The following is a 25863-nucleotide window of genomic DNA, read 5'->3' as shown; positions in this document are numbered from 1 at the left end:
TGTGTCGTGCCCCGGGGACAAACCGTTGGATTTATGACCGGCGCGATGCCAGCCATGGAACCAAGAGGCCTTCCGGGACTTCTTCGGCGGTGACGGCGAACGAGCGGTGGTCGGCCCACTTGCCGTTGATGTGCAGGAAGCGGGGCCGGTAGCCCTCGTCACGGAACCCCAGTTTTTCCACCACCCGCAGGCTGGGCCCGTTCTCCGGCCGGATGTTGATTTCCATCCGGTGAAGGCCCAGGGCACGGAAGCAGTGGTCGGTGACAAGAGCCACGGAGGTGGGTGCTATCCCATGTCCTGCCCGGTCCCGGTCAACCCAGTACCCCAGGGTGGCCATCATGGCCGAACCCCAAACGATGGAAGATACCGTCAACTGGCCCACGATGGCAGGGTTCCTGAGACCGGGCCTCCATTCGGTGATGAGAAAAGGCAGTGCTGTGGCCTGCGCAGCCTGGATATTGAGTGAGCGCACCATGTGCCGGTAGTCAGGGAGCCCACCCGCCGGATCCGGGTTGGACGCCTCCCATGGCGCCAGCCAGTCACTGTTCCGTGACCGTACTTCGGTCCACTCCTTCTTGTCGCGGTACCGGATAGGCCGCAGGACCAGGTCCCCGCATTCGAGGGTGACCGGCCAAATGGGACCTGTGCGCACGGGGCTACCGGGAAAGGCCGGCTGTGAACCCGGGCAGCCATTCCCGCAGGCCCGGACCCAGGTCTTCGCTGTCGATGGCCAGTTGGACGCAGGCCTTGAGGTAACTCAGCTTGTCTCCGGTGTCGTAGCGGCGGCCCCTGAAGACCACCCCGTACACGCCGTGCCCCTCGGAATCGCCGGAGGCCAGTTCCTGGAGGGCATCCGTCAGCTGGATCTCGCCGCCCCGTCCCGGCTCGGTGTGCTCGAGGACTTCGAACACGGCGGGGTGCAGGACGTACCGGCCGATCATTGCAAGGTTGGACGGGGCTTCCTCCGGCGAGGGCTTCTCCACCATCCTGTTGACGCGGACGTAGTCTTCGCCGTCAATTTCCTCGATGTCGGCGCAGCCGTAGGCGCTGATCTGCGAGGGATCCACCTCGATCAGGGCGATGACGGACCCTCCCGTCTTCGCCTGCACATCGATCATGGTGCTGAGGAGTTCGTCGCGGGCGTCAATCAGGTCGTCTCCGAGCAGGACAGCGAAGGCTTCGTTGCCCACATGCTGCTTGGCCCGGAGCACGGCGTGGCCCAGGCCGTGGGGGTCGCCCTGCCGGACATAGTGGATGTCGCCCAACTGGCTGGCGGCCTGGATGGACGCAAGCTTCTCCGTGTCCCCCTTGTCCTCGAGCGTCGATTCAAGGGAGGGCACCCTGTCGAAGTGGTCTTCCAGGGCGCGTTTGTTGCGGCCGGTAATCATCAGCACGTCGTTGAGCCCCACATGGACCGCTTCCTCCACCACATACTGGATGGCAGGCTTGTCCACGACGGGAAGCATTTCCTTGGGCATCGCCTTGGTGGCAGGCAGGAACCTGGTGCCCAGGCCCGCTGCGGGAATGACGGCTTTGCGGACTCTGGGATTAGTGGTACTCACCGGACTAATCTAACGTCAGCGTCAAGCATTTCAGTAACTACAGTCGCGGCACGCTGGCATCCGGTCAAAAGCCGCGGAGTGCGGGCAACGCAGGAAAGGACACCATGCTGCAGGAGACGAACTCCGCAAAGGACGATATCCGGGCCGCCCACCGGCAGCGGCGTGCAGGGCTGGCCCCGGCGCAACTGGAAGCGGCGGGGTCAGCTTTGGCTGTCCACGGGGAAGCCTGGGCCGGCGCTGTTACCGGCGGCCGTCCCGGCATCGCCTGCGTGTACCTCGGCGTGGGTCATGAACCGCCCACCCTGCCACTGATCAATGCCCTGCACAGCAGCGGGCACAAGGTCCTGCTTCCGGTATGCGAACCAGGCAGGGAGCTGAGTTGGGTCTTTTGGACGCCGGAAGCCGGTCTCGAGCGCAGCAAATATGCGCCCATCCTCGAGCCCGCCGGGCACCGGCACGGGCCGGAGACCGCCGGCGAGGCAGCCGTGCTCTTTATTCCGGCCACTGCGGTGGACCGTAGCGGCAACAGGATCGGCCAAGGCGGCGGGTACTACGACAAATTCCTGGGGCACCTTGCCACGGCCGGGAAGGAAATTCCCCTGGCTGCTGTTATCTACGACGACGATTTGCTTCCTGCGGGGCGGATTCCTGCCGAGGAGTTCGACCGGCCGGTCCCGGCCGTCCTTACACCGTCCGGGTACCAGCCGCTCACGCCCCGCGCCTGAGCCAGGCCCGCCCGGAGGCAGTGATAGAATTAGCACTCAGGCCCTGCGACTGCTAACGGTTTACCAGCTGGCAGCACGGGACCTCTCGTTTGCCCAAGAGGAGGAGCACCAGTGCCAACATATGCTTACGCCTGCAAGGATTGCGGCCACGCCTTCGACATTGTCCAGTCGTTCTCAGACAGCAGCCTGACGTCCTGCCCTGAATGCCAGGGTACGTTGCGCAAGAAGTTCAACAGCGTTGGTGTTGTCTTCAAGGGCTCGGGTTTCTATCGTACGGACTCCCGCGATTCCAAGGGCAGCTCCGTTTCGCCCGCTCCTGCCGCGGCTCCGGCTGCGCCCGCTGCTGCCCCCTCCGCCCCGGCGCCGGCTGCAGCAGCCAGCTAGAGACGCATATTTCTTAGTACGACGGCGGCCGGCGCGTTCCAGCGCCGGCCGCCTTTGTCCACATAGCGTCAGTTCCCGCTCCCCTGCCGGGTTACCCGCAACTAGCGTGGGCGCATGCCCAGATTTCCCCGCCGTCGCCGTGATTCCTACCGGCTTGCTGCCGGCCCCCGAAATATCGCAACCCGCCGCAAGGACCGGCCCCTGGTGGCACGGTTTGCCGGATGGCTGAACCGCAACCGCCGGCTCGCTGCAGCACTGTTCCTATGCGCAGCGGCAGCCCTTGCAGTCCAGCAGCTCACTCCAGCCCCGCTCTCCACTGTTACGGTGCTGGCCGCCGCCCGGGATCTCGCCGCCGGAACCGCAGTGACGGCAGCCGATCTCGCTGACGTCCAGGCTCCGCCGGGAATGGTGGGCAACGGGTTCCTGCAGGACGACGCCGCTGCAACGGGCAAGCAGCTCGCCGCGCCCATGCGCAAGGGCCAGCTCCTCACTGATGCCCAGCTGGTGGGCCCCGGGCTCCTGGCAGGCACGCCGCCGGGTTCAGCCGCCGTTCCGCTGCGAATGGCGGATGCCTCGTCCACCCAGCTGGTCTCCCCGGGCCAGCTGGTCAACGTGGTGCTGACAGCCGCCAACGGGTTCGACCAGCAAAGCCCCTCCCAGGTTCTGGCAGCTGCAGTCCCGGTGCTGTGGACCTCCAATACGGGCGGCCAGAGCGGGCAATGGCTGGGCACCACTGAAACGGATGGCCTGATCGTGGTGGCGGCCAACGCGGAACAGTCATCCCGCCTGGCTGGAGCCTCCACCCAAGGCCGGCTGTTCTTCGTCCTGGTCAGCCCGCCGTGACCCCACCGTTGCCGGCCCCAACCCGGATACCGATTTCGGAACGGCTCCCGGCCAAGGGCCAGACCACGTTGTCAGCCCCAGTGCGGCGGCTTCTGTTCCTTCAACCAGGTGTCGTGGTCGTCCTCCCGGTCACCCCAGCTGCGGGCATCGTCTTCCGCAGCCTTGCTCGGGAGGATTTCCTCGCTGCCGCCCTTTGTTGCCGGGGCTGCGGTTACGGCCGGGGCAGGTGCCGCATGGCCGGCAGGAGCGGCACCGTCAGTGCCTGGTTCAGTCCCGTTCTTGTTCCCGTCCGGGTGCGACTCTTCTTCCTCGGGATTGGCTCCCTCAGCCCTGTCTTCCGTACTCACAGGATCCGCCTCCTTCGTGTCCGGGACGCCTGCCCGGCTGCCATGGCTGCCCTGGCTGTCCTGGCCGGGATCGGCGCCAGGGTTGTCTTCGCCGCTCTCCTGCAGCTTCCCGCTGGAGCTGTACCGGACTCCGCCTGCTTCCTGGTGGTTTCCGCCCTCGCTGCGCCGGGTACCGCCGGCACTTGGCAGATAGGAAACAGCTGCAGAGGGCGCGTCGTCGATTTCAGTGAGCGCCTGGTGAACGTCGTCGTCAAGGAACCCCGCAGAGGGCGTGGTCCGGGCCGGCAGCACCATTTTTTCAAGTCCCAGGTACCCTGCGATGCGGTCTGCGCAGGACGAGGGGTCGGTGAACACCTCGATGGTCCACAGGGGCATGTAGCGCCACCCCAGGCGTTCCAGCAACTGCGGTCGCAGCCTGCTGCGTTCACGCACGCTCATGGTGCGGTATTGGGAAGTGCCGTCGGACTCGATGGCCACGGGCCGCGGGAGGTCCAGGTCGTCCTGGCCCATGGTGTTCAGTGGGTCGGCCGCGGCCACAACGTCGATGGCGCCGTCGTACTGGTGCCACACCCTGGCGCCGCGGGCGCGCAGCCGGTCCCCCAAGTCTGCCACCAGCGGGTCGGCTCCCAGTGCCTGCTCGCTGGCAGCCGCACGGGACGCCGGCGTGCCAAGATCGGTGTTGCCGGAAATTTCCCGGTCCAGCAGCCCATACAGGTCCACCGCCCCGTGGGTGAGGCGGGTGTGGTCCAGGTCTTCGGGCCGGAAGCAGGTCAGCACGTGCAGGGAGCGCCGTGCCCGGGTCATGGCCAGGGCAAACTTCTCCCGGCCGCCCTCAGCAGACAGCGGACCGAAGTTGTGGAGTGCACGGCCATGCGGGGTCCGCCCGAATCCCGGCGAGAAAATGACGTGGTCACGGACCAGGCCCTGGGCGCGTTCCAGGTCAACCACCCGGAAGGATTCCGGGCCGGCGCCGAAGAATCCGGCCAGGCCTGGCTGGTTGGACAGATGGAGCCTGATGGACTCGCCTATCCGGGCCGCGTGCCGCAAGCTGGCGGTTACCACGGCGAGCGACGTCCGGGGACGCGTGCGGGCATGTTCGAAGACCAGCTCCACCACCCGGTTGACCTCTGCCACCACGGATTCCACGCCCTCGTGGTCTGCACTTGGCAGGCCGGTGCCGTCCGGCAGGTACTCAACCAGCAGGGACCGGTCCAGCCCAGTGGCCGACTGCCCTTCCGGCAGCCGGCGCAGGCCGCCGTCGTAGAAGCTTTTACTCAGCTGAAGGACCAAGTCCTCGTCAACCGCGCGGTACACCACGTTAAGCCGCCAGACGGGCAGGACGGCAGAGAGCGCGGTGAAGGCGCTTTCCACCCTGTGGTGCGCGGACTCGCCGGGCGCCAGCCGCTCCACCCCGACGGTGAAGGTCCGGGGCGTGGCAATGCGGGCATCACCGAAGGCAATCACCTGCCGGGCGCGGGCAATCGAGGGCAGGACCGCCTGCAGTGACGTGGCCTCCGCATCGAGGATCACGACGGCGTCGAAGTGCTGTTCCGCCGGCAGCAGGCCCGTCATCAGGTAAGGGCTAACGGACCAGACGGGAACCAGGGTGCCGATGAGGTCCGGAGCCTGCGCGGTCAAGGCGGCGAGGGAGACCCGCCCGTCTTTGAGCAGGCTGCGCAGGAGGTCAGCCTGCCGCGGCTGGGCGCCAATGGCGGTACGCCACCGCTCTGCAAGGTCCCACCGCAGGCGGGCCGCGCCGCTGGCGATATGCGCGTTGTCCGCAAGCCGGTACTCGGCTTCGAGCTGGCGCAGGGCGTCGCCGTCAGACATGGCAAGGTAGTCGTCGCCGCTGATCATGGCCTCGAGTGCGGACTGCCACCAGGCAAGTTCCAGTTCGGCGCCAACGGACCCTTCGGGCACCTCCCGTTCGGCGAGGTCGGCAAGCAGTTCACCCAAGCCGTGTTCGCGCATACTCTCGATGAGGAGCGTGCGTTCGGGCAGGGTCTTGAGCGTATCGGTGTCCGCCACCAGCCGGTCCAGGCGCTCCATCAGCTGCGCGTAGGGAAGGCCGGTCAGCGACCCGCCGCCTTCAGTGTGCCGCAGCGCCTCACCCAGTTGCGCCAGCTCCTGGTCCAGCGAGCGGTACATGGCGTTCATTTCGGCAAGGCCGGATGGAACTGCAGGGTGCCGCTGGGTGGTGGCGTAGGCTGCCCAGAGGGCCCGCTGTTCCTGGACCAGTACCAGGGATGAGTGCAGGTCCGCGATGTGAACGCCCGGACGCACGTATTCCTTTGCCACCCGGCGCAGCCTGGAGCGCTGCATGGCTGTCAGCTCGATGCCGCGCTCACGCCGCCACGAGGAGGGTGCGGTGGCGGAGATCAGATCCGTCACGGGGCGGTCGAAGATGTCCGGGGTGAACTTGTCCAGGCTGCCGCGGACGGCCACCAGCAGTTCCAGCTGCTCGCCCCACTCCGCGAAAGTATCACCAAGGCGGATTTCGGCGTGGTCGGCGACAGCATCCATGCGCTCCCGCAGGATGGGCAGGCTCTTGGCAACGGAACGGACCAGGTCCTGTGCTTCCTCGGTTTCCTTGCGGGTCAGCAGCCTGGCGCCGTGCCACGGGCTGGTGGTGGCCGCCTTGCTGAAGCTGCCCAGTTCCGCGGCACGCCGCAGCCTTCCGGCCAGCTCTTCCCGGTCCCGGATGCTGTCCAGGACGCTGCGCTTGAGCCTGACGGTGGTGGCCGGTGCGGGATGGATGGAGGTGAGCTCGGCGAGTGACTGCATGGCCTGGTACGGCGAGCAACCCCACCGTTCGCGGACGTTGTGCAGCGACGCCACGTGGTCCATGAGGGCATGCCGGTGCTCGGTGAGCGTGTCGTGGAGGTTCCCGAGCTGTGGTTCCAGAGACTTTTCGTTGCGGACGATTGCCCTGACCAGCTGGCCCTTCAACTGCTGCGCGGAGACGGTTCCCGAGAGCTGGAACAGGATGGAGTCCAGCCCCAGCGATTCCAGGTGCGAGGAGACTTCGTTGAGGCTGGCGCGGCGGTCACCGACTACCAGCACGGTCCTGCCGGCATCCACCAGGGCGCCGATGGTGTTGATCGCGGTCTGGGTCTGGCCGGTGCCGGGCGGGCTGCTGACCACCAGGGAGTCACCGGCACGGGCTGCATCGATCACGTACTGCTGGTCCGTGTCCGCGTCGAGCAGGAGCAGTTCGTCCTCGGGGTGCCGGTTGTCAAGGTGCGGGAAGCGGGACGGGTCCGGTTCTTCGACGTCCACCACCTCGCCGCCGGCCGCGGTGGCCAGCGCGGAGACGATGGGGTGGGTGTCGTTGATCCAGGGATCGTCCAGGTTGCCGGAGAGGTCGGCGAAGGTGGAGACCAGCAGGTTGTGCTGGGTTTCCGCTCCGTGGATGGGCCGGATCAGGGTGGCCAGCCGGTCCAGGACGGGCTGCGGATCGAACCGCGCGGTGCTGTAGGCCAGGCGGGTCACGGCGTTGACGTCGAACACGATGCCGTGGATGTTCTTCAGATGCCGCACCAGGGCGGGGTTGATCTGCGCCTGCTCGGTGAGCTGCAGTTCGAAGTCGTCCTCCCCCGGGCGGACCGTGAGGGAGATGGCGGTCAGCATCACTGGGGCGGAGACGCGTTGCGGTTTACCTCCGACGGCGGACGTCCACACCACGGTGCCGGCGGAGAGGTACCCGGCGTCGATGCCGCGGTCGTTGGCGAGCTCGAAGATCTTGGACCGGATGTTGCGCGATGCCCTGGCTGCCACCACATACTGCTGCCGGTCGCGGATCAGCGTGGACAGGCGGGTGCGGCGCCCGGCCATGAGCTGGGCCAGTCCGGAGGGGTGGGCCGAGGTGAGGTCAATGGAGCCCTCGGGCGTCTTGGTGAAGCGCAGCATGGTGTCCGCGCCGGTGACGGGTTTGAGCCCGGACAGCCATTTACGGAGCTCTTCCGAGCCCTCCGGGTGGCCTTGACCAACTGACACTTCTGCCTTCTTTTCTGCGTTTGCACGTGACGTCCTGGACCATACCGGCATAGGTTCGAGAGTAGCCTCTTCGGCGCCGGACTTGAGCGACCGCAACACTGGAGCACGGGAATTTGCGGTCGATTTCACTGGGAAAAGCAGTGGCCGGCCCCCTTGGCGGAGGCCGGCCACTTAGGATGCTATTCCCATTCGATGGTTCCCGGCGGCTTGCTGGTGACGTCCAGCACCACCCGGTTGACGCCGTCCACCTCATTGGTGATCCGGTTGGAGATCCGGGCGAGGAGGTCGTAGGGCAGCCGTGACCAGTCGGCGGTCATGGCGTCCTCGGAGGAAACGGGACGGAGCACGATGGGGTGGCCGTAGGTGCGGCCGTCGCCCATGACACCGACGCTGCGGACGTCTGCGAGCAGGACGACCGGCATCTGCCATACTTCGTTGTCCAGGCCGGCGGCGGTCAGCTCGGCGCGCGCAATGGCGTCTGCCTTGCGGAGGAGGTCCAGCCGCTCCTTGGTGACGTCGCCGACGATCCGGATGCCCAGGCCGGGGCCGGGGAACGGCTGGCGGCCCACAATCTCCTGCGGCAGTCCCAGCTGGGCGCCCACGGCGCGGACCTCATCCTTGAACAGGGCGCGCAGCGGTTCGACGAGCTCGAACTGCAGGTCCTCGGGGAGCCCGCCCACGTTGTGGTGGCTCTTGATGTTCGCCGCACCTTCGCCGCCGCCGGATTCGACGACGTCCGGGTACAGGGTGCCCTGGACCAGGAACCTGATCTTCTCACCGTGCGCGGCGGCCTCGGCGATGATGGCCAGTTCGGCCTCTTCAAAGGCGCGGATGAACTCGCGGCCGATGATCTTGCGCTTGGTTTCGGGGTCGCTGACACCTGCCAGCGCCGAGAGGAAGCGCTCCTGCTCGTTGGCCACATACAGCTTGACGCCGGTGGCGGCCACAAAGTCGCGTTCCACCTGTTCCGCTTCGCCCTCGCGCAGCAGTCCGTGGTCAACGAACACGCAGGTCAGCTGGTCGCCAACGGCGCGCTGGACCAGCGCTGCCGCCACCGCCGAGTCAACGCCGCCGGAAAGCCCGCAGATCACCCGGGCATCGCCGATCTGCTGCCGGATTCGCTCCACCTGTTCTTCCAGGATGTTGCCGGTGGTCCAGTTGGGCTCGATCTTGGCGCAGTTGAACAGGAAGTTTTCGAGCACCTGCTGGCCGTACGCGGAGTGCTTGACCTCGGGGTGCCACTGCACGCCGAAGAGGCCCCGTTCCTCGTTGGCGAAGGCGGCCACTTCCGCGCCTGCCGTTGTGGCCAGGACCTCGAAGCCCTCGGGCGCCGCGTGGACGGAATCGCCGTGGCTCATCCAGGTCTTCTGGTGCTGGGGCATGCCTTCAAGCACGGAACGCCCCTCGCCCAGGATGGTGGTTTCGGTGGAGCCATACTCCCGCAGGCCGGTCTTGTCCACCTTGCCGCCCAGCGCGTTAGCCATGGCCTGGAACCCGTAGCAGATGCCGAAGACGGGGACACCCGCTTCGAAGAGGTCGGCACCCACGCTTGGCGCGCCGTCGGCATAAACGCTGGAGGGGCCGCCGGAGAGGATGATGGCGGCGGGGTTCTTGGCCAGGAGCTGTTCGGTGGAGTAAGTATGCGGAACCACTTCCGAATACACATTCGCTTCCCTGACGCGGCGGGCAATCAGCTGCGCGTACTGGGCACCGTAATCAACAACCAGCACCGGCTTCTGTGAAGTCTGGGATGCAGTGGGAGTAGTCACCGTAATAGCCTACTTTGCGGCGTTGCACCGGCGCATCTTGAGAAGCCGCGCTGTGATGGAGCAGACGCCCGACGGCGTGCGGCCGGCAGGCGTTGCAGGCCCCGCCGCGGCGTCAGTACCGCTGGGGCGCCTGCGGGTTGGCGGCCAGCTCGGCTTCCACCTCGGCGTGGAACTTCTTTTCCACGATGAAGGACAGGAACGGCACCACGCCGCCAAGTGCCAGCAGGACCAGCTTCAGGAATGGCCAGCGCATGAGTGACCACAGCCGGAAGTTGGAGACCAGGTACACCACGTACATCCAGCCGTGGACGATCAGCACCGTGACGGAGACGTTGACGCCGTTGATCACCCCGGGCGGCTCGGCGTCGGCGAATCCGAAGCCGAAGGGCTGGCCGGTGACGGCGTTGGTGCCGCCGGCAAACAGGTATTGCCCGAAGCCGTACCGTGCCACCAGTTCCGCGCACAGCAGGAGCAGCATGGTGCCGGTGAGGTAGGCCATGACCTTGTAGAACTTCAGGGCCGACCGGATCTGCGCCTCCGTTCCGCCGAAGCGGCGCTTCTTCCCGGAAGTTTTGCCGCCGGGTGCCTGCGACGAGGGGGTGGCCGGTTTCGGATCAATCATGGCTGTACCTTCTGCTGGGGCTGGTCAGGTTGCTGGTCTGGTGCGTGCTGCCCGTCGTTGCCGGCGGCTTCGGCGTCATCAAGGGCTTCCTCGAGGTCCCGGTGGTAGTCGTCCTTGACCAGGCGCCACCAGATGAAGAGGGCAAAGCCGGCGAAGACGACCCATTCGATGGAGTAGAAAAGATTCAGCCAGTTGATGTGCTGTGCGGGCGGCTGGGGGCCGATGTCCAGCGGAAGAAGGCTCCCGGGAACTGCCGCGGCACTGACGTCCTCGCCGCCCACCACCTCTGCGGTGGCCGACACGAAGCCTGGGTAGCTGCTGACTTCCCAGTAATTGATGAGCTCGGCCACGGAAACGGCTGAGGCCTCCCCCGGCTTTGGTGCCTTCCCGGCCACCGGCGCCTCGGAGGGCAGGAGGCGTCCGGTCAGTTCAACGACGCCCGACGGCGGTGCTGCCGCGTCCCCGGGTTCGGCCACCCAGCCGCGTGCCACCGGTATCCAGGTCTGGGGGGTTGCGGCAGCTCCGGTCAGGGCCGGGGCGCCGTTGACGGCAAAGGCCGAAACTACCCAATAGCCGCTCTTTCCGTCATGGAGCCGCCCTGGAACCAGCACCTGTTTGTCGGGGCTGTATGTTCCCTGGGCTGTCACCATTTGGTCGGCAACGCTGCCGTGGAAGAACTCTCCCGGCTGGAGCGTGCTTGTCAGTGGCTGGACCTGCTCGGTGGCCGGATTGACCGGCACTTCGGGTTGGGTGGACCGGCCAAACTGCCACTGGCTCAGCAGCACGAAGACCCCGGAGAGAGCGATCGCGAAGATAAAGCCTGCGATCCACCGGGGCTTAAGGGCTGTTTTCCACACGTCTTAACCGTACTTCGTACTTCTGTAGAACAACTAAACGCCAGGGGCGAACAGACCGGGACCAGCCCGGTCCTGCCTAGTGGTCGAAGAACACCAGGCTGGAGTTGATGAGCTCGGCGATCACTTCGGCGTCGTAGGCACGCCGCAGCGACTCACGGAAGGACTCCTTGGAAAGCGACCGGGCCAAGGTGGCCAGTACCTCCAGGTGATCTGAGAAGGAGCTGGCCGGAGTGGCTATCAGCAGGATGACGGAGGCGGGACCGTCTGCGGCACCGAAGTCAAGCGCATGGCCGTACTTCGCGATTCCGACTGCGATCGACGTCTGGGAAACGAATTCGCTGCGGGCATGCGGCAGCCCGATGCCGCCCGGGAGCCCCGTGGCCAGCTGGTGTTCCCGGGCGTTGACGTTTTTCAGGAAGCCGTCCAAATCCGAGATCCGACCGGCAGCGTACAGCCGCTCTGCGAGCTGGTTGGTGGCGTCGGTCTTGTCCTTCGCCTCCATTTCCAGGATGACCATGTCGGCGGTGGTCAGGTGGGCGTCATACGGGTCCAGCGGTTCCGCCAAGGCGTATCCCTTCAGTCAGCAGTGGGGCGGACAGCCCCTCCACGCAGAGCGGCCCCTCAACGCAAGGGCACGATGTCTTCCGCGCCCAGGCGGGCCGCGTCTGCGGATTCGTCGTCCGGCTGTTGCTGGCTAAGGCGCTCCGCCTCCACGCGGGCAAGGTAGTGGCGGACTTCGTTTTCGCGCTGCGCCTCACTCCAGCCAAGGACGTCACCCATCAGTTTAGCGACAACTGGGGCCGCGGACACGCCGCGGTCCCAGGCCTCGATGGAGATCCGCGTCCGCCGGGTGAGGACGTCCTGCACATGGCGGGCACCTTCGTGGGTGGCAGCGTACACGGCCTCCGCCTGCAGGTAGTCGTCCGCACCCGGGATGGGCTCGGCGAGCTCCGGATTCTGCTCGATGATTTCCAGGACTTCGGGCGTCATGGACCCGTACCGGTTGAGCAGGTGCTCGATCCGCGCCACATGCACGCCGGATTCCTCGGCCGTCCGGTTGCGGCGGTTCCAGGCCGCCCGGAAACCGCTGGCACCCAGCAGCGGGATGGTTTCAGTACAGCTGGGTGGCACCCGCTCGTCCATGGTGCGGGTGGCCTCATCGACGGCGTCCTTGGCCATGACCCGGTAGGTGGTCCATTTGCCCCCGGCCACCACCACCAGGCCCGGAACCGGGTGCGCCACCACGTGCTCCCGGGAGAGCTTGGCAGTGGAGTCGTTCTCGCCGGCGAGCAGCGGCCGCAGCCCTGCGTAGACCCCTTCGACGTCTTCCCGGGTCAGCGGGCGTTTGAGCACCTGGTTGACGTGTTCCAGAACGTAGTCGATGTCCTTGCTCGAAGCCGCCGGGTGGGCCTTGTCCAGGTGCCAGTCGGTATCGGTGGTGCCGATGATCCAGTGGCGTCCCCACGGGATGACGAACAGCACCGACTTCTCGGTGCGCAGGATCAGCCCCACCGTGGATTGGAAGCGGTCCCGGGGAACCACCAGGTGGATGCCCTTGGAGGCGCGGACCTTCAACTGGCCGCGGTCCGTCACCATGGCCTGGGTTTCGTCGGTCCACACGCCGGTGGCGTTGATGACCTGCTTTGCGCGGACACTGAACTGCGTGCCGTCCTCGCGGTTCTCCACTTTGGCGCCGACCACCCGTTCACCTTCGCGGAGGAAGTCCACCACCTTCATCTGGTTCACGGCGTGGGCGCCGTAGTAGGCAGCGGTGCGGACCAGGTTTGCCACGTATTTCGCGTCATCCACCTGGCCGTCGTAGTACCGGATGGACCCGACGAAGGCGTCGTTCTTGAGGCTGGGGGCGGCCCGGAGGGTTCCACGGCGGCTGAGGTGTTTGTGGAACGGCACTCCCCTGCTGTGTCCGGCGGAGACTGACATCGCGTCATACAGCGCGATGCCGGCGCCCACGTAGGGCCGCTCGATGAACGGCTTGGTGAGCGGGTACAGGAAGGGCACCGGCCGGGCCAGGTGCGGGGCAATCTCGGAGAGCAGCAGCCCGCGTTCCTGCAGGGCCTCCTTGACCAGGGCAAAGTCCAGCATTTCCAGGTAGCGCAGGCCGCCGTGGATCAGTTTCGACGACCGTGAAGACGTGCCCGCGGCCCAGTCGCTTGCTTCAACGATGCCTACGCTCAGCCCGCGGGTCACGGCGTCAAGCGCCGCTCCTGCGCCAACGATGCCGCCGCCGACAATCAGGATGTCCAGTTCCTGGCCGGGTTCGGAAGTGGCGCGCAGCCGCTGGACGGATGCTTCCCTGGCCTGCGGGCCGAGGACCCCGCCGTTTGCAGGAACACTCTTCATTGAACGCCTCCAGTGCCTCTAGTGCCGGTAGTAGACCCAGACTACTTGCAAGTGGCGTGCTTTGGGCAGGGCAGGACAGGGTGGTGACCACCCGGCCCTGCCCTGTGCGTCAGTTCCCTTCGTAAGGAGATACGACGACGTCGACCCGCTGGAATTCCTTCAGGTCCGAGTAGCCGGTGGTCGCCATTGAGCGCCGCAGCGCCCCGATGAGGTTGGACGTGCCGTTGGTGTGGTGGCCGGGTCCGAAGAGGACCTCTTCCAGCGGACCCACGGTGCCGACGTTGGCGCGGTCCCCGCGCGGCAGTTCGGTGTGGTGGGCTTCCTGGCCCCAGTGCCAGCCCTTGCCCGGTGCTTCTTCTGCCCTGGCCAGCGCGCTGCCGAGCATGACGGCGTCGGCGCCCATGGCGATTGCCTTGACGATGTCGCCCGAGGTACCCATGCCGCCGTCGGCAATAACGTGGACGTAGCGGCCGCCGGACTCGTCCATGTAGTCGCGGCGGGCGGCCGCGACGTCGGAAATGGCGGAGGCCATGGGCGAGTGGATGCCCAGCGCCCGCCGCGTGGTGGTGGTGGCGCCGCCGCCGAAGCCCACCAGGACGCCGGCCGCGCCGGTGCGCATGAGGTGCAGGGCCGGGGTGTAGCCTGCTGCGCCGCCCACGATGACGGGAACGTCGAGTTCGTAGATGAACTGCTTGAGGTTCAGCGGTTCGTGATCCTTGGATACGTGCTCGGCGGACACGGTGGTGCCGCGGATGACGAAGATGTCGACGCCGGCGGCAAGGACGGTCTTGTAGTGTTCCTGGGTGCGCTGCGGGGTCAGGGACCCGGCGACGGTGACGCCTGCCTCGCGTATTTCGGCCAGGCGGGACGTGATGAGGTCGGGCTGGATGGGTGCCTGGTACAGCTCCTGCATCCGTCCCGTGACGGCAGGACTGTTGGTCTCGTCTTCCAGTCCCGCAATCTCATCGAGGACCGCCTGCGGGTCCTCATAGCGGGTCCAGAGGCCTTCCAGGTCCAGCACGCCCAGGCCGCCCAGCTTGCCCAGGGCGATTGCGGTGGCCGGGGACATGGCGGAGTCCATCGGGGCGGCGATCACGGGCATGTCGAACTGGTACGCGTCGATCTGCCAGGAGACGGAGACATCCTTGGGGTCGCGCGTCCGACGGTTGGGGACGATTGCAATGTCATCCAGGGAGTAGGCACGACGCCCACGCTTGCCACGGCCGATCTCGATCTCATAAGTCACTGCTCTAGGTTATCCCAGCCGCTCCGCTGTCCCGGATCGGCTGCGAGGGCTTGGCTAGAGTGGCCTGATGGGACAGCGCTGGACATTCGACGGTCACATCACCGGTATCGGCACGGCCTCCGGGCTGCGTACCGTGGTGGGCATATGGCAAGAGTCCCCCTTTGGGTCTTTCGCCGACGTCATGGTGCAGCAACCCTCCGGGCACCGCCTGCTGCTGGCACCGACACCCGAAGTGGCTGGCTTTATCTCAGCCACGTACAGCTTTGACGAAGTGCGGGTGGTTGACGTTGCCGCCTTACTCGCCGATCAGGCGTTGACGGTCGACGTCGGCCCGCTGGCCATCCGGGCCATCACCGGTACAAGGACTTTCCTGGGTTCGGCGCTGCGGGCAGTGCCCCGGCGCCTTGCCGCCCATCCCCGCTGGCTCACCGCCGTCAATCCGTTCGCCGCCCTTGTGGCACCCGGCGCCCGCACCTACGGTACTGCGGGCAGCGGAAGGACGGAGTTCTATGGGGTGACGGACCTGCACCACGTGACGTCCGCCGTCGTCACTTGGGAAGGTGCCGATGCCGGGACGCTCTCCCCCATCCGGCCCGCCGTCACGGTTCGGCTTCAGCAGCGTGCCGCCGCGGCCCAGTGTTGCGCGGGTGCGGACCACCGTGATGGAGAACTAGGGCCCGGTCGCTTCCTCCACGGTCAGTTGGGACTCGAACATCCGGAAGTAGCGGCCGCGCAGGGCCACAAGGTCCTTGTGCGTGCCCTGCTCCACGATCTTCCCGTCCTCCAGCATGTACACGACGTCCGCCTTCTCGATGGTGGCGAGCCGGTGGCTGATGGCGATGATGGTGCTGCTGCGGTCCGCGAAAAGCCGGGTAAAGATGCGGTGCTCGGCGAGGGCATCGATGGCGGACGTGGGCTCGTCCATCACCATGAAGGAGGCGTCCCGGTAGAAGTTCCGGGCCATCGCCAAACGCTGCCATTGACCGCCGGACAGGCCGCTGCCTTTGCGGCCGCGGGGGTCCTCCATCCAGTTGCTCACGTGGTTGTCCAGGCCGTTGGGGAGCTTGTTGATGAAGTCCAGCGCCTCGGCGTCGGCGGCTGCGCGTTGAATCCGCCCGTCGTCGCGCCGGCTTTCCACGTCGCCGAAGTAGATGTTCTCGGCGGCCGTCGCGAATTCGTACTTGAGGAACTCCTGGCTGAGCACGGCCAGGTGCCGGTGCCAGGAGGTCACGTCGGCGGCGGCGAGGTCCACGCCGTCGAGCAGTACTTGGCCCGAGTCGGGACGGTAGAGCCCGGCGAGAATGCGGATCAGCGTCGACTTGCCGGCACCGTTCTCCCCCACGGTGGCGATGTGTTGGCCCTGGCGGATGGTGAGGCTGATGCCCCGGATGACCTCGATGTCGCTGCCCGTGTAGGTAAACCGGATGTCCTTCAGCTCGACTTCCCCGGGTGCTTGCAGCAACGGCGGTGCGTGTTCGCTGTGCACAGGCAGCGCCATGAACAGCTCATAGTCCTTCAGGTTGGCGAGATCCTCGTCAATGGAGCTCAGGGACGAGACCAAATTGTTGGCCGTGGACAGGGCGCGGCTCACGATCTGCTGGACGTAAAGGAACTGACCAACAGGGGCTGCACGGGCAATGATCTGGCCCACCACCCAGATCAGCGACACCACCTCCGCGCCGTACTGGAGGGCATCCGCGGCCAGTTGCTTGGGGATGTAGCGTCGCTGGTAATCGAGGCGGCGCCGCTCGTCGGCATCCCGGAGCCGCGAACGGAGGCCCATAAGGAAACCGACGATCCCGTAGAGCCGCATCTCGGCGATGTACTGGGGACGGAGGAGGTTCGTTTCGATCATGCGGCGCTGACGGCGCGAGTCCACCTGGGTGTTCCAGTGCGCGATCTGTTCCCTGGACAGCTTGAACTGCAGGTACACGCTGGGCACGATGGCCACCAGTACGATGACGGCGATCCACCAGCTGACCAGCAGCAAGGCGCCGATGGCCAGGATGACGGAAACGAGCTGGGTGAAGATGGCAGCGATGCGGTCCAGCACCCGGGCGTAGGAATCGGAGAATCTCTTGGCCCGGTCGTAGAGGTCGATCGTCTCTTTATCGTCGTAGCGCCAAAACTCCAGGGCCAGGAAGCGCTCATACATCTGGTCGCCCACGATGGCGCCCACCTTGAAACTCATCAGCTGCTGGATGTATCGGTCAACACTGTTGAAGGCGCCCCAGAACAGACCCAGCGCGGCAGTGACGATGACGTAGACGATGGCAAGCCGCCCCGCTCCGCCGTCGCCCGCGTACGCTGCCGCCAACGCGGTGGTGGTGAGGGAGGCGAAGTAGGTGGTGACCAGCGGCAGCACGGCGGAGATCAGCGAACCAAGCACCTTCATGACCACAGCTCCCGGCGAGGCCCGGAAGCTCACTCGAAGCACCTGGGCCACGGCCCTGGCATAGGGGCGCAGGGCCAGCCGCTTTTGCGGATTGCGTTTGGGGGTCAGTTCCGCCGGATGGCGCGGTTGGGACATGGAATCAGCCTAGTGCCGGGCAGTTCGTCATGACCTGGAATGGAGACAGCGCAGCAGGGCATCTTCCCCTGGTGAGTGTGCCACGTACTGGAAGTCCGGCCGCCCACCGGCCAATCGACGTGCTCCCCCGCTGTGGTGTGCCGCATTCATCCACTCCGGGCTCAGCCACTGAGGCCAGTGGGGTGGTTCTGCATCCTCCTGTTCGGATTTGTGGTGTCTGCCTGTTGGTGAGGTCCAGCCGGGCGGTTCATTTTCGGTCGCCGGGTCGGGTGTCCATTGGCTGTGGTGTTTGAGTCGGTGGTGTTTGGGGCAGAGCTGTGCGAGGTTGTTGACGTTGGTGGTGCCGCCGTGTTGCCAGGCGGTGAGGTGGTCGGTGTCGTTGTCAGGGGTGCGGTTGGTGCAGCCGGGGAAGGTGCATTTGGCATCCCGCATCCTGATCCAGCGTTTGATGGCCTCGGTGAGCCGGTAGTTCTTCCGCCCGATCTCCAGTGGCGCCCCGTCCCGGGGATCCACCAGCACCCGGTAGAACGACTGTGCCCCGTCAGCGACGAGTTTGCGTGCCATGGACGCGGGGATCGGTCCGAAACCATCCAGTACGGCGGGTTCGCCGGTGTGGCCGAAGAGGGCGAACACGGGAACCATCACCAGGACGTCGGCCCGCGGGGTGGGGACCTGTCCGACCTCCGTGGGTTTCCCGGTCTGTGTGGTGTTCCCGGCGCCGAGGAGCAGGGATGCTGCGATGTCGGGGCGGAGTTGGGTGAGGGTGCGGGGTTCATTGGGGCCCTGGAGTCCGCGGGCGGTGGCGGTGGCGCGGTTCCAGATGGCGCACGCGGTGTCTGCGGGGAGGTAAAGCGAGACCCAGGCCATGCCGTCCTTGTCCGGTGTGTATTCCATCCGCCGGTCCGCCACGCCCTTGGCATGCCGCTTCTCCAGGGTTTCGGGGTGGTGGCGTTCCCGCCAGGTACGGACCTTGGCCCGGAACCGGGAGGGGATGAGTTCGCCGGGCGCTGCGCCGCGGGCGGGGTTGGGGGCGTCGGGGTCGAAGAAGTGCGCCACCAGCCCGGCCGCCCCCGCAGGGTCAAGGCCCTCGGTCTCGTCGGCAATAATCCTTGCGTGCTGCCAGGACATCGCCCCGGCGGACAGGGCCTCGAACACCCGCGGCAGGGAGCAGACCCGCCGGGACTGATCCACGAAAGCCCCGGCCGCCGCGGAGCTGATGGTCAGGACCCCGGCGATCTCCTCAACGACGGACATTTCGGTGTAGGTGCGGTCCTGCACCGAGGCATCGGGCGGGGTCATGGCCTGCTGGAACTCAACGGCCCCGGCGGCGTCCTGCGCCTTCACCGCCGCGAGCTGTGCCTCCAATCGGGAGATAACCTCCAGCCGTTCCAACCGGATCCCATACCGCCGCTCCAGCACATCCATACCGGCACCAACAGGGACCGCGGAAGTCAGGAAAGCATCTTCACGGTCCAGCGCATCAAGGGCAGCAACAGAGGCAGAAACACCCTCCAACGCCACCCCAACACCACCGCTGATTCCCATATAAACATCATGCAGCGGGGGTCCGACATTTAGACCGACAGCGCCATCCGGGTGCACAAAACAGGAGGAGGCGGGATTATCCCGCCTCCTCCTTCACACACGTCAACGTGTATTAAACCGTCGCAGCCTACCGCGAACCGTAGTTCGGCGCCTCGACGGTCATCTGGATGTCGTGCGGGTGCGATTCCTTCAGTCCTGCCGAGGTGATCCGGACAAACTTGCCGCGGACCTTCAGCTCCGGAATGGTGGGGGCGCCGGTGTAGAACATGGTCTGCCGCAGTCCGCCAACCAACTGGTAGGCCACGGAGGACAGCGGGCCGCGGTAAGCAACCCGGCCTTCGATGCCTTCGGGGATCAGCTTGTCGTCACCGGACACGTCGGCCTGGAAGTAGCGGTCCTTGGAGTAGGACGTGTTCTTGCCCCGCGACTGCATGGCCCCCAGGGAGCCCATGCCACGGTAGGACTTGAACTGCTTGCCGTTCACGAAGATCAGGTCGCCCGGGGACTCGTCGCAGCCCGCCAGGAGCGAGCCCAGCATAACCGTGTCGGCTCCGGCCACCAACGCCTTGCCGATATCGCCTGAGTACTGCAGGCCGCCGTCGGCGATCAGCGGCACGCCGGCCGGGATGGCGGCCTTGGCGGACTCGTAAATGGCGGTGATCTGCGGGACGCCCACGCCTGCCACCACGCGGGTGGTGCAGATGGAGCCCGGGCCCACACCCACCTTGATGCCGTCGGCGCCGGCGTCGATCAGTGCCTGCGCACCTTCGCGGGTGGCGGCCTGGCCGCCGATGATGTCCACGTGGGCAGCTACGGGGTCGGACTTCAACCTGCGGATCATGTCCAGCACGCCCTGGGAGTGGCCGTTGGCGGTATCCACGAACAGGGCGTCGACGCCGGCGTCCACCAGGGTCATGGCGCGCTCCCAGCCGTCGCCGAAGAAGCCGATGGCTGCACCGACGCGGAGTCGGCCTTCGTCGTCCTTGGTGGCCAGCGGGTACTGCTCCGCCTTGGTGAAGTCCTTGGTGGTGATCAGGCCCTTGAGCCGGCCCTGGTCGTCAACGAGCGGGAGCTTTTCGATCTTGTTGGTGGCCAGCTTGTGCGAGGCTTCCTCGCGGCTGATGCCCACATGCCCGGTGACCAGGGGCATTTTGGTCATGACGTCGCTGACCAGCCGCAGCGGAAAATCGGACTCCGGCACAAAGCGGGTGTCGCGGTTGGTCACGATGCCCAGGAGGCGGTTGTCCTCGTCAACTACGGGCAGGCCGGACACGCGGTAGTGGGCACAGAGATCATCCAGCTCCCGCAGCGTGGCCTCGGGCCGAATGGTCAACGGATTGGTAATCATGCCGGACTCGCTCCGCTTGACCCGGTCCACCTGGTCCGCCTGGTCGGCGATGGACAGGTTGCGGTGCACCACGCCCAGGCCGCCCTGGCGGGCCATGGCAATGGCCATGCGGGATTCCGTAACGGTGTCCATGGCGGCAGAGAGCAGCGGGGTCTGCACGCTGATCCGCTTGGAGATCCGCGATGAGGTGTCTGCCTCGGACGGGATGACGTCGGTGTGGCCCGGGAGGAGGAGCACGTCGTCGTAGGTCAGGCCGATGAAGCCAAAGGGATTGTGTTCGGGCTCGGTCATGAGTGCGCCTCTTACCTTGGTTGCTGGGTCACGGGTAGGGGTTGCAGCCGATGACCAGCCCGTTATTACGGTACTGGCCTGTGCAGACGATCCTGCGGGAGCACCGTGCAGCACGGCGTTCCGGGGCAGAAAGTGTTGAGTAAATATTAGAACCTCGGCGCCGATCCCCCTATTCCACGCCGGCAATGTGAGGAACCGCACTCAGCTCCAGCCCGTGGCACCCAGCAGCCGCTGCTCGAACATGGGGATCATGGTCTCCACGTACGTCCGGGTCAGGTGGTTGTCGTCCTTGTAGACGTACACGTTTCCCACCACCGCGGGGCATACACCACGTGCGCAGATGAAGTCGCTCATGTCCATCAGGTGCAGGCCATGGAGTTTGCCCCGGTAGTTCTCCAGGGGCGACGGCTCCACCAGGGATTCGGCCATGGCCGGGTTGCAGGCCGGCGCAGCTGCGCCATGCCGCTGGGCACACTCGGGCATGTTGAACGTGAACCGCGGGTTGTCCCGGATGCCCGCGACTTCGATTCCCGCGTCGGCGAACGGCCTGATGCCTTCGAGGTAGCCGGGCACTTCCGTTTCGAACGGGGCTTCCTCGTGCGTCAGTGATGCCACAGTGAATACGGCGTCCGGCATGTGTTCCAGGACGTAGGCGGAACTGGCCCGGTTGTAGGCGTTGCAGTCGGCGGTCCGCGCCTCCGATTGGGCGCCGAACCGGCAGGCAGGCATCAGCAGCGTCACCAGTTCCCAGCCACGGGCCACCGCCACCGGAGCCAGGGCGGCGAGGTACTGCTGGGCGGGGGAGTCACCCAGCACCACAATGCGCTTGGTGGGCGGTTCCTCCGGAAGCTCCTGCCGGCAGCCCGCCAAAATGGGATCGCTGGTGGCATTGGCTCCGGTGCAGGGCGAGTCGATGCCGGCCCAGTCATTGTCCAGCGCGGCGGGTCCGGGAATGGTCCGGGCCCTTGGCACGGGACTGTTTTCGTTCTCCGGGGTGAGTGCCAGCGCCCCTGGCGTCCGCTCCCGCGGTTGTGCCGCCGTCGCGCTTTCCTCAGCAGTGAGCGACGTCTGCCAGACAGCCACAGGGCCTGCAAGCAGGGCACCGCAGGCAGCAATGACGACGGCGGTGCGCCAGGTGCGCAACTTGGGCCAGTGCCAGTCGCGCAATGGCTTTTCGACAAAACGGGTGGTCAGGACGGCGAGCACGATGGAGGCGGCGACGATTCCCAGGCCCTGCTTGAGGTTTGGCGTTTCAACTCCGGTGGCGGCGAGGGCGAGCACCAGGACCGGCCAATGCCACAGGTACAGGGCGTAGGAGTTGTCCCCCAGGGCAACGGCGGGCCTGCTGCTGAGGAGGCGGTCCACCCCGAACCTGCTGCCGCTTTGACCTGCGATGATGATGGCTGCAGCCGACAAAGTTGGCCACAGCGCCGCGTACCCGGGGAAGGACCTGTCAACAGTGAGGAGCAGCCCGCATGAAACCATGCCGGCCAGTCCTGCCCAGCCCAGGGCCATCCGGAGCGTGCGGCCGGGCTTGAGATACGGCAGCAGAGCGCCAGCAGCGATCCGAGCGCAAACTCCCAGAGCCGGGCGCGGGTGTCGAAGTATGCGTACGCCTGGTTGCCGGCGGTCTGGTCTACGGAATAGGCCAGGGACACGGCAAGTACCATCGCGAACACCACGGCCAGCAGGGCGCGGTAGGTCAGCCCGTGCAGTCCAGCTATCCGGCGCAGCCGGGTCAACGCGACGGCCGTGGCGGCGAAGATCAGCGGCCACAGGATGAACACCTGGCCCTGGATGGACAGTGACCAGATGTGCTGCAACGGGCTGGCGCCCGCATGGTCCTGCGCGTAGTAGTCCACGGCAGCCTCCGCCAGCAGCCAGTTCTGGCGGTAGAGCAACGACGCCCACGCCTGGTCGAGCACCTCCGGCCATCGCCCCTGGGGCAGGATCAGCCATGTGCCGGCCAGCACCCCGAGGATCACCACGACGGCGGCGGGCAGCAGGCGCTTGAACAGGTGCAGCCAGTGCGCCAGGAGTCGGAAGGGCTTGCCTGACTCCGCCCTGCGGACGAAGGAAAGGGTGAGCAGGAAAGCCGAGATCAGCAGGAAGATGTCCACACCGCCCGACACCCGGCCCAGCCAGACGTGGTAGGCCACGACCATGAGGACCGCCAGGGCGCGCAGTCCCTGTACCTCCGGGCGGAAGGAGGCTTTCCGTGGCTTCGCAGCCGGGGAGTCCGCCATCGCTCTCTTTGTGCCTGCTGTTACACGCGGAATCACTTCGCCCATCCGGCCGCGTTCTGCAACCGGATGGCGAACTCGTCTGCCATGCTGTCGGCGTATTCGGCGCTTAGGTGGTTATCGTCCAGGTAGACAAAAACATTGCCCACAACGGCAGGGCACTCCGTCGGGGTGCAGATCCTGTCCGTGAGGTCCACCAAGGACAAGCCAGGAAGCCTGGCCGGGTCAAGGGTTTCGAAGGGACTGGCGGCCGGAAGATTGTCGCCGATCGCCGGGCGGCAGGCCTGGTCATCGGTCCCGGCCTGCAGTACGCATTCCGCCATGTTGAAGGAAAAGCGCGGGTTGTCCCGGAGCGCTACAACTGCGATCCCCTGGTCCAGCCACCCGGAAACCAGCTCCTCGAAACCCGGTGTCAGGGCCTCTGCAGTGCTCGAGGGAGCCGCCGCGGTCCCCAGCAGGATGATGGCATCGGGCTTCTGCCTGCTGATTTCCTTCTGGACGGCGGCGTTGAAGTCGTCACAGTCTGCGCTTCCCCCGAGCCCGGGCGGCGCGGCCTTGCAAGCGCCCTTGAGGATGGAATACAGAAGCCAGTTCTTCTGGGCTGCCAGCGGTTTGACAGCACCGGACCATTGCTGCGCGTGACTGTCGCCGACCACCAGGACCCGTTTGGAAGGACCGCCGGACGGCCGCTGTTCAAAACACGAACCCTTCAGTAAACGGTCCTCAGGTGCGATGTCCTTCGTGCAAGGCCCGTCCAGGGATACCCAGTTCTTGGACAAATCCGCCGCCAGCGGCAGGAGGGACACTTCTCCCGAGGGGATTGCGGCGGTGAAAGCCGGGTCAAGGACACGGGATCCGGGATTGTTGGCGATCTTCTGTGCCTGGATGGCACGGCGTTCCAGATCAAGCTGGAGGTTCCAGCCGGACAGGGGCACCGCTGCCACGGCCACGGCCAGCATGATGGCCAGGACTGCCCGCCGCTTCCGGACTTCGGGCCATTTCCACTCCCGCCAGGGCCTTTCGATATAGCGCGTCGTCAGGTAGGCGAGCCCCAGGGCCACCAGGATGATGACAGAGCCGGACAGCCAGCCGGCATGGTCCTTGCCGCTCCAGGCGAGCGCCAGTACCAGGAGCGGCCAGTGCCACAGGTACAGGGCATAGGAGATGTCGCCGAGCTTGACCAGTGGCTTGGCGGAGAGGATCCGGTCAACCCCTGCGGCGCTTTCTGTTTGGCCCGCCACGATGACCAAGGCCGCTGCGACCGTGGGCCACAACGCGGCGACACCCGGGAACGCCCCCTGCACGTCCAGGACTATGCCGCACGCCAGCATGGCAAGAACACCCACCCAGCCCATGACAATGCGGGTCTGCCGCTTGAAACGCAGGCCCGGCAGGATCAACGCCACGAGCGTACCCAGGGCGAATTCCCACAGCCGGGCGCCGGTATCGAAGTAGGCCTGGACCTGGTTGGTGGCGGTGAAGAAAATGGAGTAGCCCAGTGAACCGAGGAACAGGGCGAAGAAGATGTAGGCCAGTAGGGGCCGGTAGGACAACCGGTAGCGCCGGGCGGTCCAGCCGGCCACCGCAAAGATCAGGGGCCACAGGATGAAGACCTGCGCCTGGATGGACAGTGACCAAAAGTGCTGGAAGGGGCTGGCCAGGCTGTGGTCGTTGGCGTAGTAATCGACCGCCTCGTGCTGCAGCAGCCGGTTCTCCGAGTAGGACAGGGACGCCCAGCCCTGCGCGATAAGGTCCAGCCACCTGGTTGGTGGAAGGACCAGGGCAGACGCAGCCAGGGTTGCCACGATGACGGTGACAGCTGCCGGAAGGAGACGGCGGAACAGGTGGAGCCAGTGCTTTGCGAGTGCAAAGGGTTGGTTCCGGTCGTGGCGGCCGAGGAATTGCAGCGTCATCAGGAAAGCGGAAATGAAGAGGAAGACGTCCACCCCGCCGGACACGCGCCCAAACCAGACGTGGTAGGTCACCACCATGAGGACAGCCAGAGACCGCAAGCCCTGGATCTCCGGCCGGAACGTCGGCTTCCTCCGTCGCATGGCGGCACTTGACCTGGGTTCAGGTGCCTTCGGGATCTCCGTTATCGACACATGAACCTCTCACAACGCCTGCCAGCCAAAGCATCCAGCCTAGCCAACGCCGCCTGTGACAGCTAATCAACCCGGCGTCCGGACTATGCTGGCCCCAACCGGCGAAGGGAGCGGGCATGGTTGTCCAGCTGCGGATCTGTGTGCCTGGGGAGCTGTCGGCCCTGACGTTGAAAACCTGCCGCGACCAGCGGGGCGTGGCGGAAGTTGTGGTGGTTGCCGGCGCGGCCGTGGTGCCGCCGGGTGACGTCCTCGAAGTGCTGATTGCCCGGGAGGCCGTGGAGGAACTGCTCGAAAAGCTGGAGGTGCTGAAAATCCAGGACGCCGGCTCCATTGCCATGTCCTCGCCGGAATTCGTTCTCTCCAGGAATGCGGACCGGGCTGAGCGTGCGGCCCCTGGTGACGGTGCGGACGCGGTCATTTGGGACGATGTGACCCGGCAAACCGGTGAAGATTCCCGGTTGACGTGGAACTTCCTCGCTTTCCTGGTCCTGGCTACCCAACTCGCCGGGATTGGCATCGTGACTGATTCCCCGATTGCCATCGTGGGCGCCATGGCGGTGGGCCCGGAGTTCGGACCGCTGGCTGCCCTTGCCGTCTCGCTTGCCACCCGGCAGTGGAAACTTGGACGGCGCGCCGCGGTTGCGTTGGCCGTCGGCTTTCCCGTGGCCATGCTGCTGGCAGCACTTACCGCCTGGCTTTCGGTGCCGCTCGGGCTCTTCCCGCGCGATGCCCTGGACAAGGGCTCGGCCGTCGAATTCATTTACCATCCCGGACCCTACTCGCTGATTGTTGCGGTGCTGGCCGGGATCGCCGGCATGCTGTCCATCATCGGCCGCCGTTCCGCTGCGCTGATCGGTGTCTTTATCTCCGTCACCACCGTGCCGGCGGCCGGGTACGTGGCGGTGGCCCTGGTGTTGGGTGAGTACCAGAAGGCAGCAGGTTCTGCCCTCCAACTGCTCCTCAACCTCGTGGGCATCGTGGTGGCGGCCTTGGCAGTCTTGCTGTTTTACCGGATGGTCGCCAGGCGCCTGCCGGACAGAGTGGCACGAAGCCTGAAGCGCCAGCGGACGGGGGCCCGGAACTAGGCGT

At 66.1% G+C, this 25863-nt stretch carries 18 protein-coding genes and 1 pseudogene; 4 read left to right on the top strand and 15 right to left on the bottom strand.

What is annotated here, in order from left to right; all coding sequences use genetic code 11:
* Positions 1–31: 31 nt before the first annotated feature.
* A complete protein-coding gene (locus QF031_RS05730) occupies positions 32–652 on the bottom strand; it encodes a GNAT family N-acetyltransferase (protein ID WP_307425258.1) in 621 nt (206 codons plus the stop codon).
* Positions 653–656: 4 nt separating this feature from the next.
* Positions 657–1562, bottom strand: coding sequence for a UTP--glucose-1-phosphate uridylyltransferase GalU (gene galU, locus QF031_RS05725; RefSeq protein WP_307425255.1), 906 nt, complete (start codon positions 1560–1562; stop codon positions 657–659).
* A 104-nt stretch (positions 1563–1666) separates the two neighbouring features.
* On the opposite strand from galU, the gene QF031_RS05720 reads away from it, so the two are divergent.
* From QF031_RS05720 to cpaB, 3 genes are all read left to right on the top strand, one after another.
* A complete protein-coding gene (locus QF031_RS05720) occupies positions 1667–2287 on the top strand; it encodes a 5-formyltetrahydrofolate cyclo-ligase (protein WP_307425252.1) in 621 nt (206 codons plus the stop codon).
* 111 nt (positions 2288–2398) lie between these two features.
* A complete protein-coding gene (locus QF031_RS05715) occupies positions 2399–2671 on the top strand; it encodes an FmdB family zinc ribbon protein (protein ID WP_307425249.1) in 273 nt (90 codons plus the stop codon).
* 114 nt (positions 2672–2785) lie between these two features.
* Positions 2786–3514 (top strand): Flp pilus assembly protein CpaB, encoded by a 729-nt coding sequence (gene cpaB, locus QF031_RS05710; RefSeq protein ID WP_307425246.1) that lies wholly within the window; start codon positions 2786–2788, stop codon positions 3512–3514.
* A gap of 71 nt (positions 3515–3585) precedes the next feature.
* Here cpaB and QF031_RS05705 read toward each other — a convergent pair whose 3' ends face one another.
* The 13 genes and pseudogenes from QF031_RS05705 to QF031_RS05645 all read right to left on the bottom strand — a co-directional run bounded on the left by QF031_RS05705 (position 3586) and on the right by QF031_RS05645 (position 24723).
* Entirely contained in the window at positions 3586–7908 is a 4323-nt protein-coding gene (locus tag QF031_RS05705; RefSeq protein WP_307425243.1) for a DUF4011 domain-containing protein, read from the bottom strand.
* A 128-nt stretch (positions 7909–8036) separates the two neighbouring features.
* Positions 8037–9626 (bottom strand): glutamine-hydrolyzing GMP synthase, encoded by a 1590-nt coding sequence (guaA, locus tag QF031_RS05700; RefSeq protein ID WP_307425239.1) that lies wholly within the window; start codon positions 9624–9626, stop codon positions 8037–8039.
* Between the two features lie 112 nt (positions 9627–9738).
* A complete protein-coding gene (locus tag QF031_RS05695) occupies positions 9739–10248 on the bottom strand; it encodes a DUF3817 domain-containing protein (RefSeq protein WP_307425236.1) in 510 nt (169 codons plus the stop codon).
* Positions 10245–11105, bottom strand: coding sequence for an SURF1 family protein (locus QF031_RS05690; RefSeq protein ID WP_307425233.1), 861 nt, complete (start codon positions 11103–11105; stop codon positions 10245–10247). Before QF031_RS05690 ends, QF031_RS05695 begins: the two co-directional genes overlap by 4 nt.
* A 76-nt stretch (positions 11106–11181) precedes the next feature.
* Positions 11182–11670, bottom strand: coding sequence for a PTS sugar transporter subunit IIA (locus QF031_RS05685; protein WP_307425230.1), 489 nt, complete (start codon positions 11668–11670; stop codon positions 11182–11184).
* Positions 11671–11726: 56 nt separating this feature from the next.
* On the bottom strand, positions 11727–13466 hold the full coding sequence (locus tag QF031_RS05680; protein WP_307425227.1) for a glycerol-3-phosphate dehydrogenase/oxidase: 1740 nt from the start codon (positions 13464–13466) through the stop codon (positions 11727–11729).
* A gap of 109 nt (positions 13467–13575) precedes the next feature.
* Positions 13576–14712, bottom strand: a complete 1137-nt coding sequence (locus QF031_RS05675) for a GuaB3 family IMP dehydrogenase-related protein (protein WP_307425225.1) — start codon at positions 14710–14712, stop codon at positions 13576–13578.
* 295 nt (positions 14713–15007) lie between these two features.
* Positions 15008–15370 carry a hypothetical protein gene (locus tag QF031_RS05670; protein WP_307425222.1) on the bottom strand — a complete coding sequence of 121 codons (363 nt, stop codon included), beginning with the start codon at positions 15368–15370 and terminating at the stop codon, positions 15008–15010.
* Between the two features lie 12 nt (positions 15371–15382).
* Complete coding sequence (locus QF031_RS05665) at positions 15383–17242, bottom strand: ABC transporter ATP-binding protein (protein ID WP_307425218.1); 1860 nt, start codon at positions 17240–17242, stop codon at positions 15383–15385.
* 27 nt (positions 17243–17269) lie between these two features.
* Positions 17270–18787 (bottom strand): HNH endonuclease signature motif containing protein, encoded by a 1518-nt coding sequence (locus QF031_RS05660; RefSeq protein ID WP_307425214.1) that lies wholly within the window; start codon positions 18785–18787, stop codon positions 17270–17272.
* Positions 18788–18914: 127 nt separating this feature from the next.
* Positions 18915–20426: an IMP dehydrogenase gene (gene guaB, locus QF031_RS05655; RefSeq protein WP_307425212.1), complete on the bottom strand. Its 1512-nt coding sequence runs from the start codon at positions 20424–20426 to the stop codon at positions 18915–18917.
* A gap of 201 nt (positions 20427–20627) precedes the next feature.
* Positions 20628–22672 (bottom strand): annotated as a pseudogene (locus tag QF031_RS05650) (acyltransferase family protein).
* A 32-nt stretch (positions 22673–22704) separates the two neighbouring features.
* The gene (locus tag QF031_RS05645; RefSeq protein ID WP_307425208.1) at positions 22705–24723 is read right to left on the bottom strand and encodes an acyltransferase family protein; all 2019 of its coding nucleotides are present in this window, start codon (positions 24721–24723) and stop codon (positions 22705–22707) included.
* A gap of 167 nt (positions 24724–24890) precedes the next feature.
* Between QF031_RS05645 and QF031_RS05640 the strand changes: the two genes are divergently transcribed.
* Complete coding sequence (locus QF031_RS05640) at positions 24891–25859, top strand: DUF389 domain-containing protein (protein WP_307425205.1); 969 nt, start codon at positions 24891–24893, stop codon at positions 25857–25859.
* Positions 25860–25863 lie beyond the last annotated feature (4 nt).

It is taken from the genome of Pseudarthrobacter defluvii (assembly GCF_030816725.1).
Classification (GTDB): domain Bacteria; phylum Actinomycetota; class Actinomycetes; order Actinomycetales; family Micrococcaceae; genus Arthrobacter; species Arthrobacter defluvii_A.
Note: the sequence above shows the minus strand (reverse complement) of the source record. Positions and strands in the feature narration are given on the sequence as shown.

What these genes read in the sequence shown, in the direction of transcription:
- QF031_RS05660 (WP_307425214.1), bottom strand. Translation starts at nt 18,787, where the DNA reads ATGGGAATCAGCGGTGGTGTTGGGGTGGCGTTGGAGGGTGTTTCTGCC.
- QF031_RS05695 (WP_307425236.1), bottom strand. Translation starts at nt 10,248, where the DNA reads ATGATTGATCCGAAACCGGCCACCCCCTCGTCGCAGGCACCCGGCGGC.
- QF031_RS05720 (WP_307425252.1), top strand. Translation starts at nt 1,667, where the DNA reads ATGCTGCAGGAGACGAACTCCGCAAAGGACGATATCCGGGCCGCCCAC.
- cpaB (WP_307425246.1), top strand. Translation starts at nt 2,786, where the DNA reads ATGCCCAGATTTCCCCGCCGTCGCCGTGATTCCTACCGGCTTGCTGCC.
- QF031_RS05645 (WP_307425208.1), bottom strand. Translation starts at nt 24,723, where the DNA reads ATGCGACGGAGGAAGCCGACGTTCCGGCCGGAGATCCAGGGCTTGCGG.
- QF031_RS05705 (WP_307425243.1), bottom strand. Translation starts at nt 7,908, where the DNA reads ATGCCGGTATGGTCCAGGACGTCACGTGCAAACGCAGAAAAGAAGGCA.
- QF031_RS05640 (WP_307425205.1), top strand. Translation starts at nt 24,891, where the DNA reads ATGGTTGTCCAGCTGCGGATCTGTGTGCCTGGGGAGCTGTCGGCCCTG.
- QF031_RS05680 (WP_307425227.1), bottom strand. Translation starts at nt 13,466, where the DNA reads ATGAAGAGTGTTCCTGCAAACGGCGGGGTCCTCGGCCCGCAGGCCAGG.
- QF031_RS05665 (WP_307425218.1), bottom strand. Translation starts at nt 17,242, where the DNA reads ATGTCCCAACCGCGCCATCCGGCGGAACTGACCCCCAAACGCAATCCG.
- guaB (WP_307425212.1), bottom strand. Translation starts at nt 20,426, where the DNA reads ATGACCGAGCCCGAACACAATCCCTTTGGCTTCATCGGCCTGACCTAC.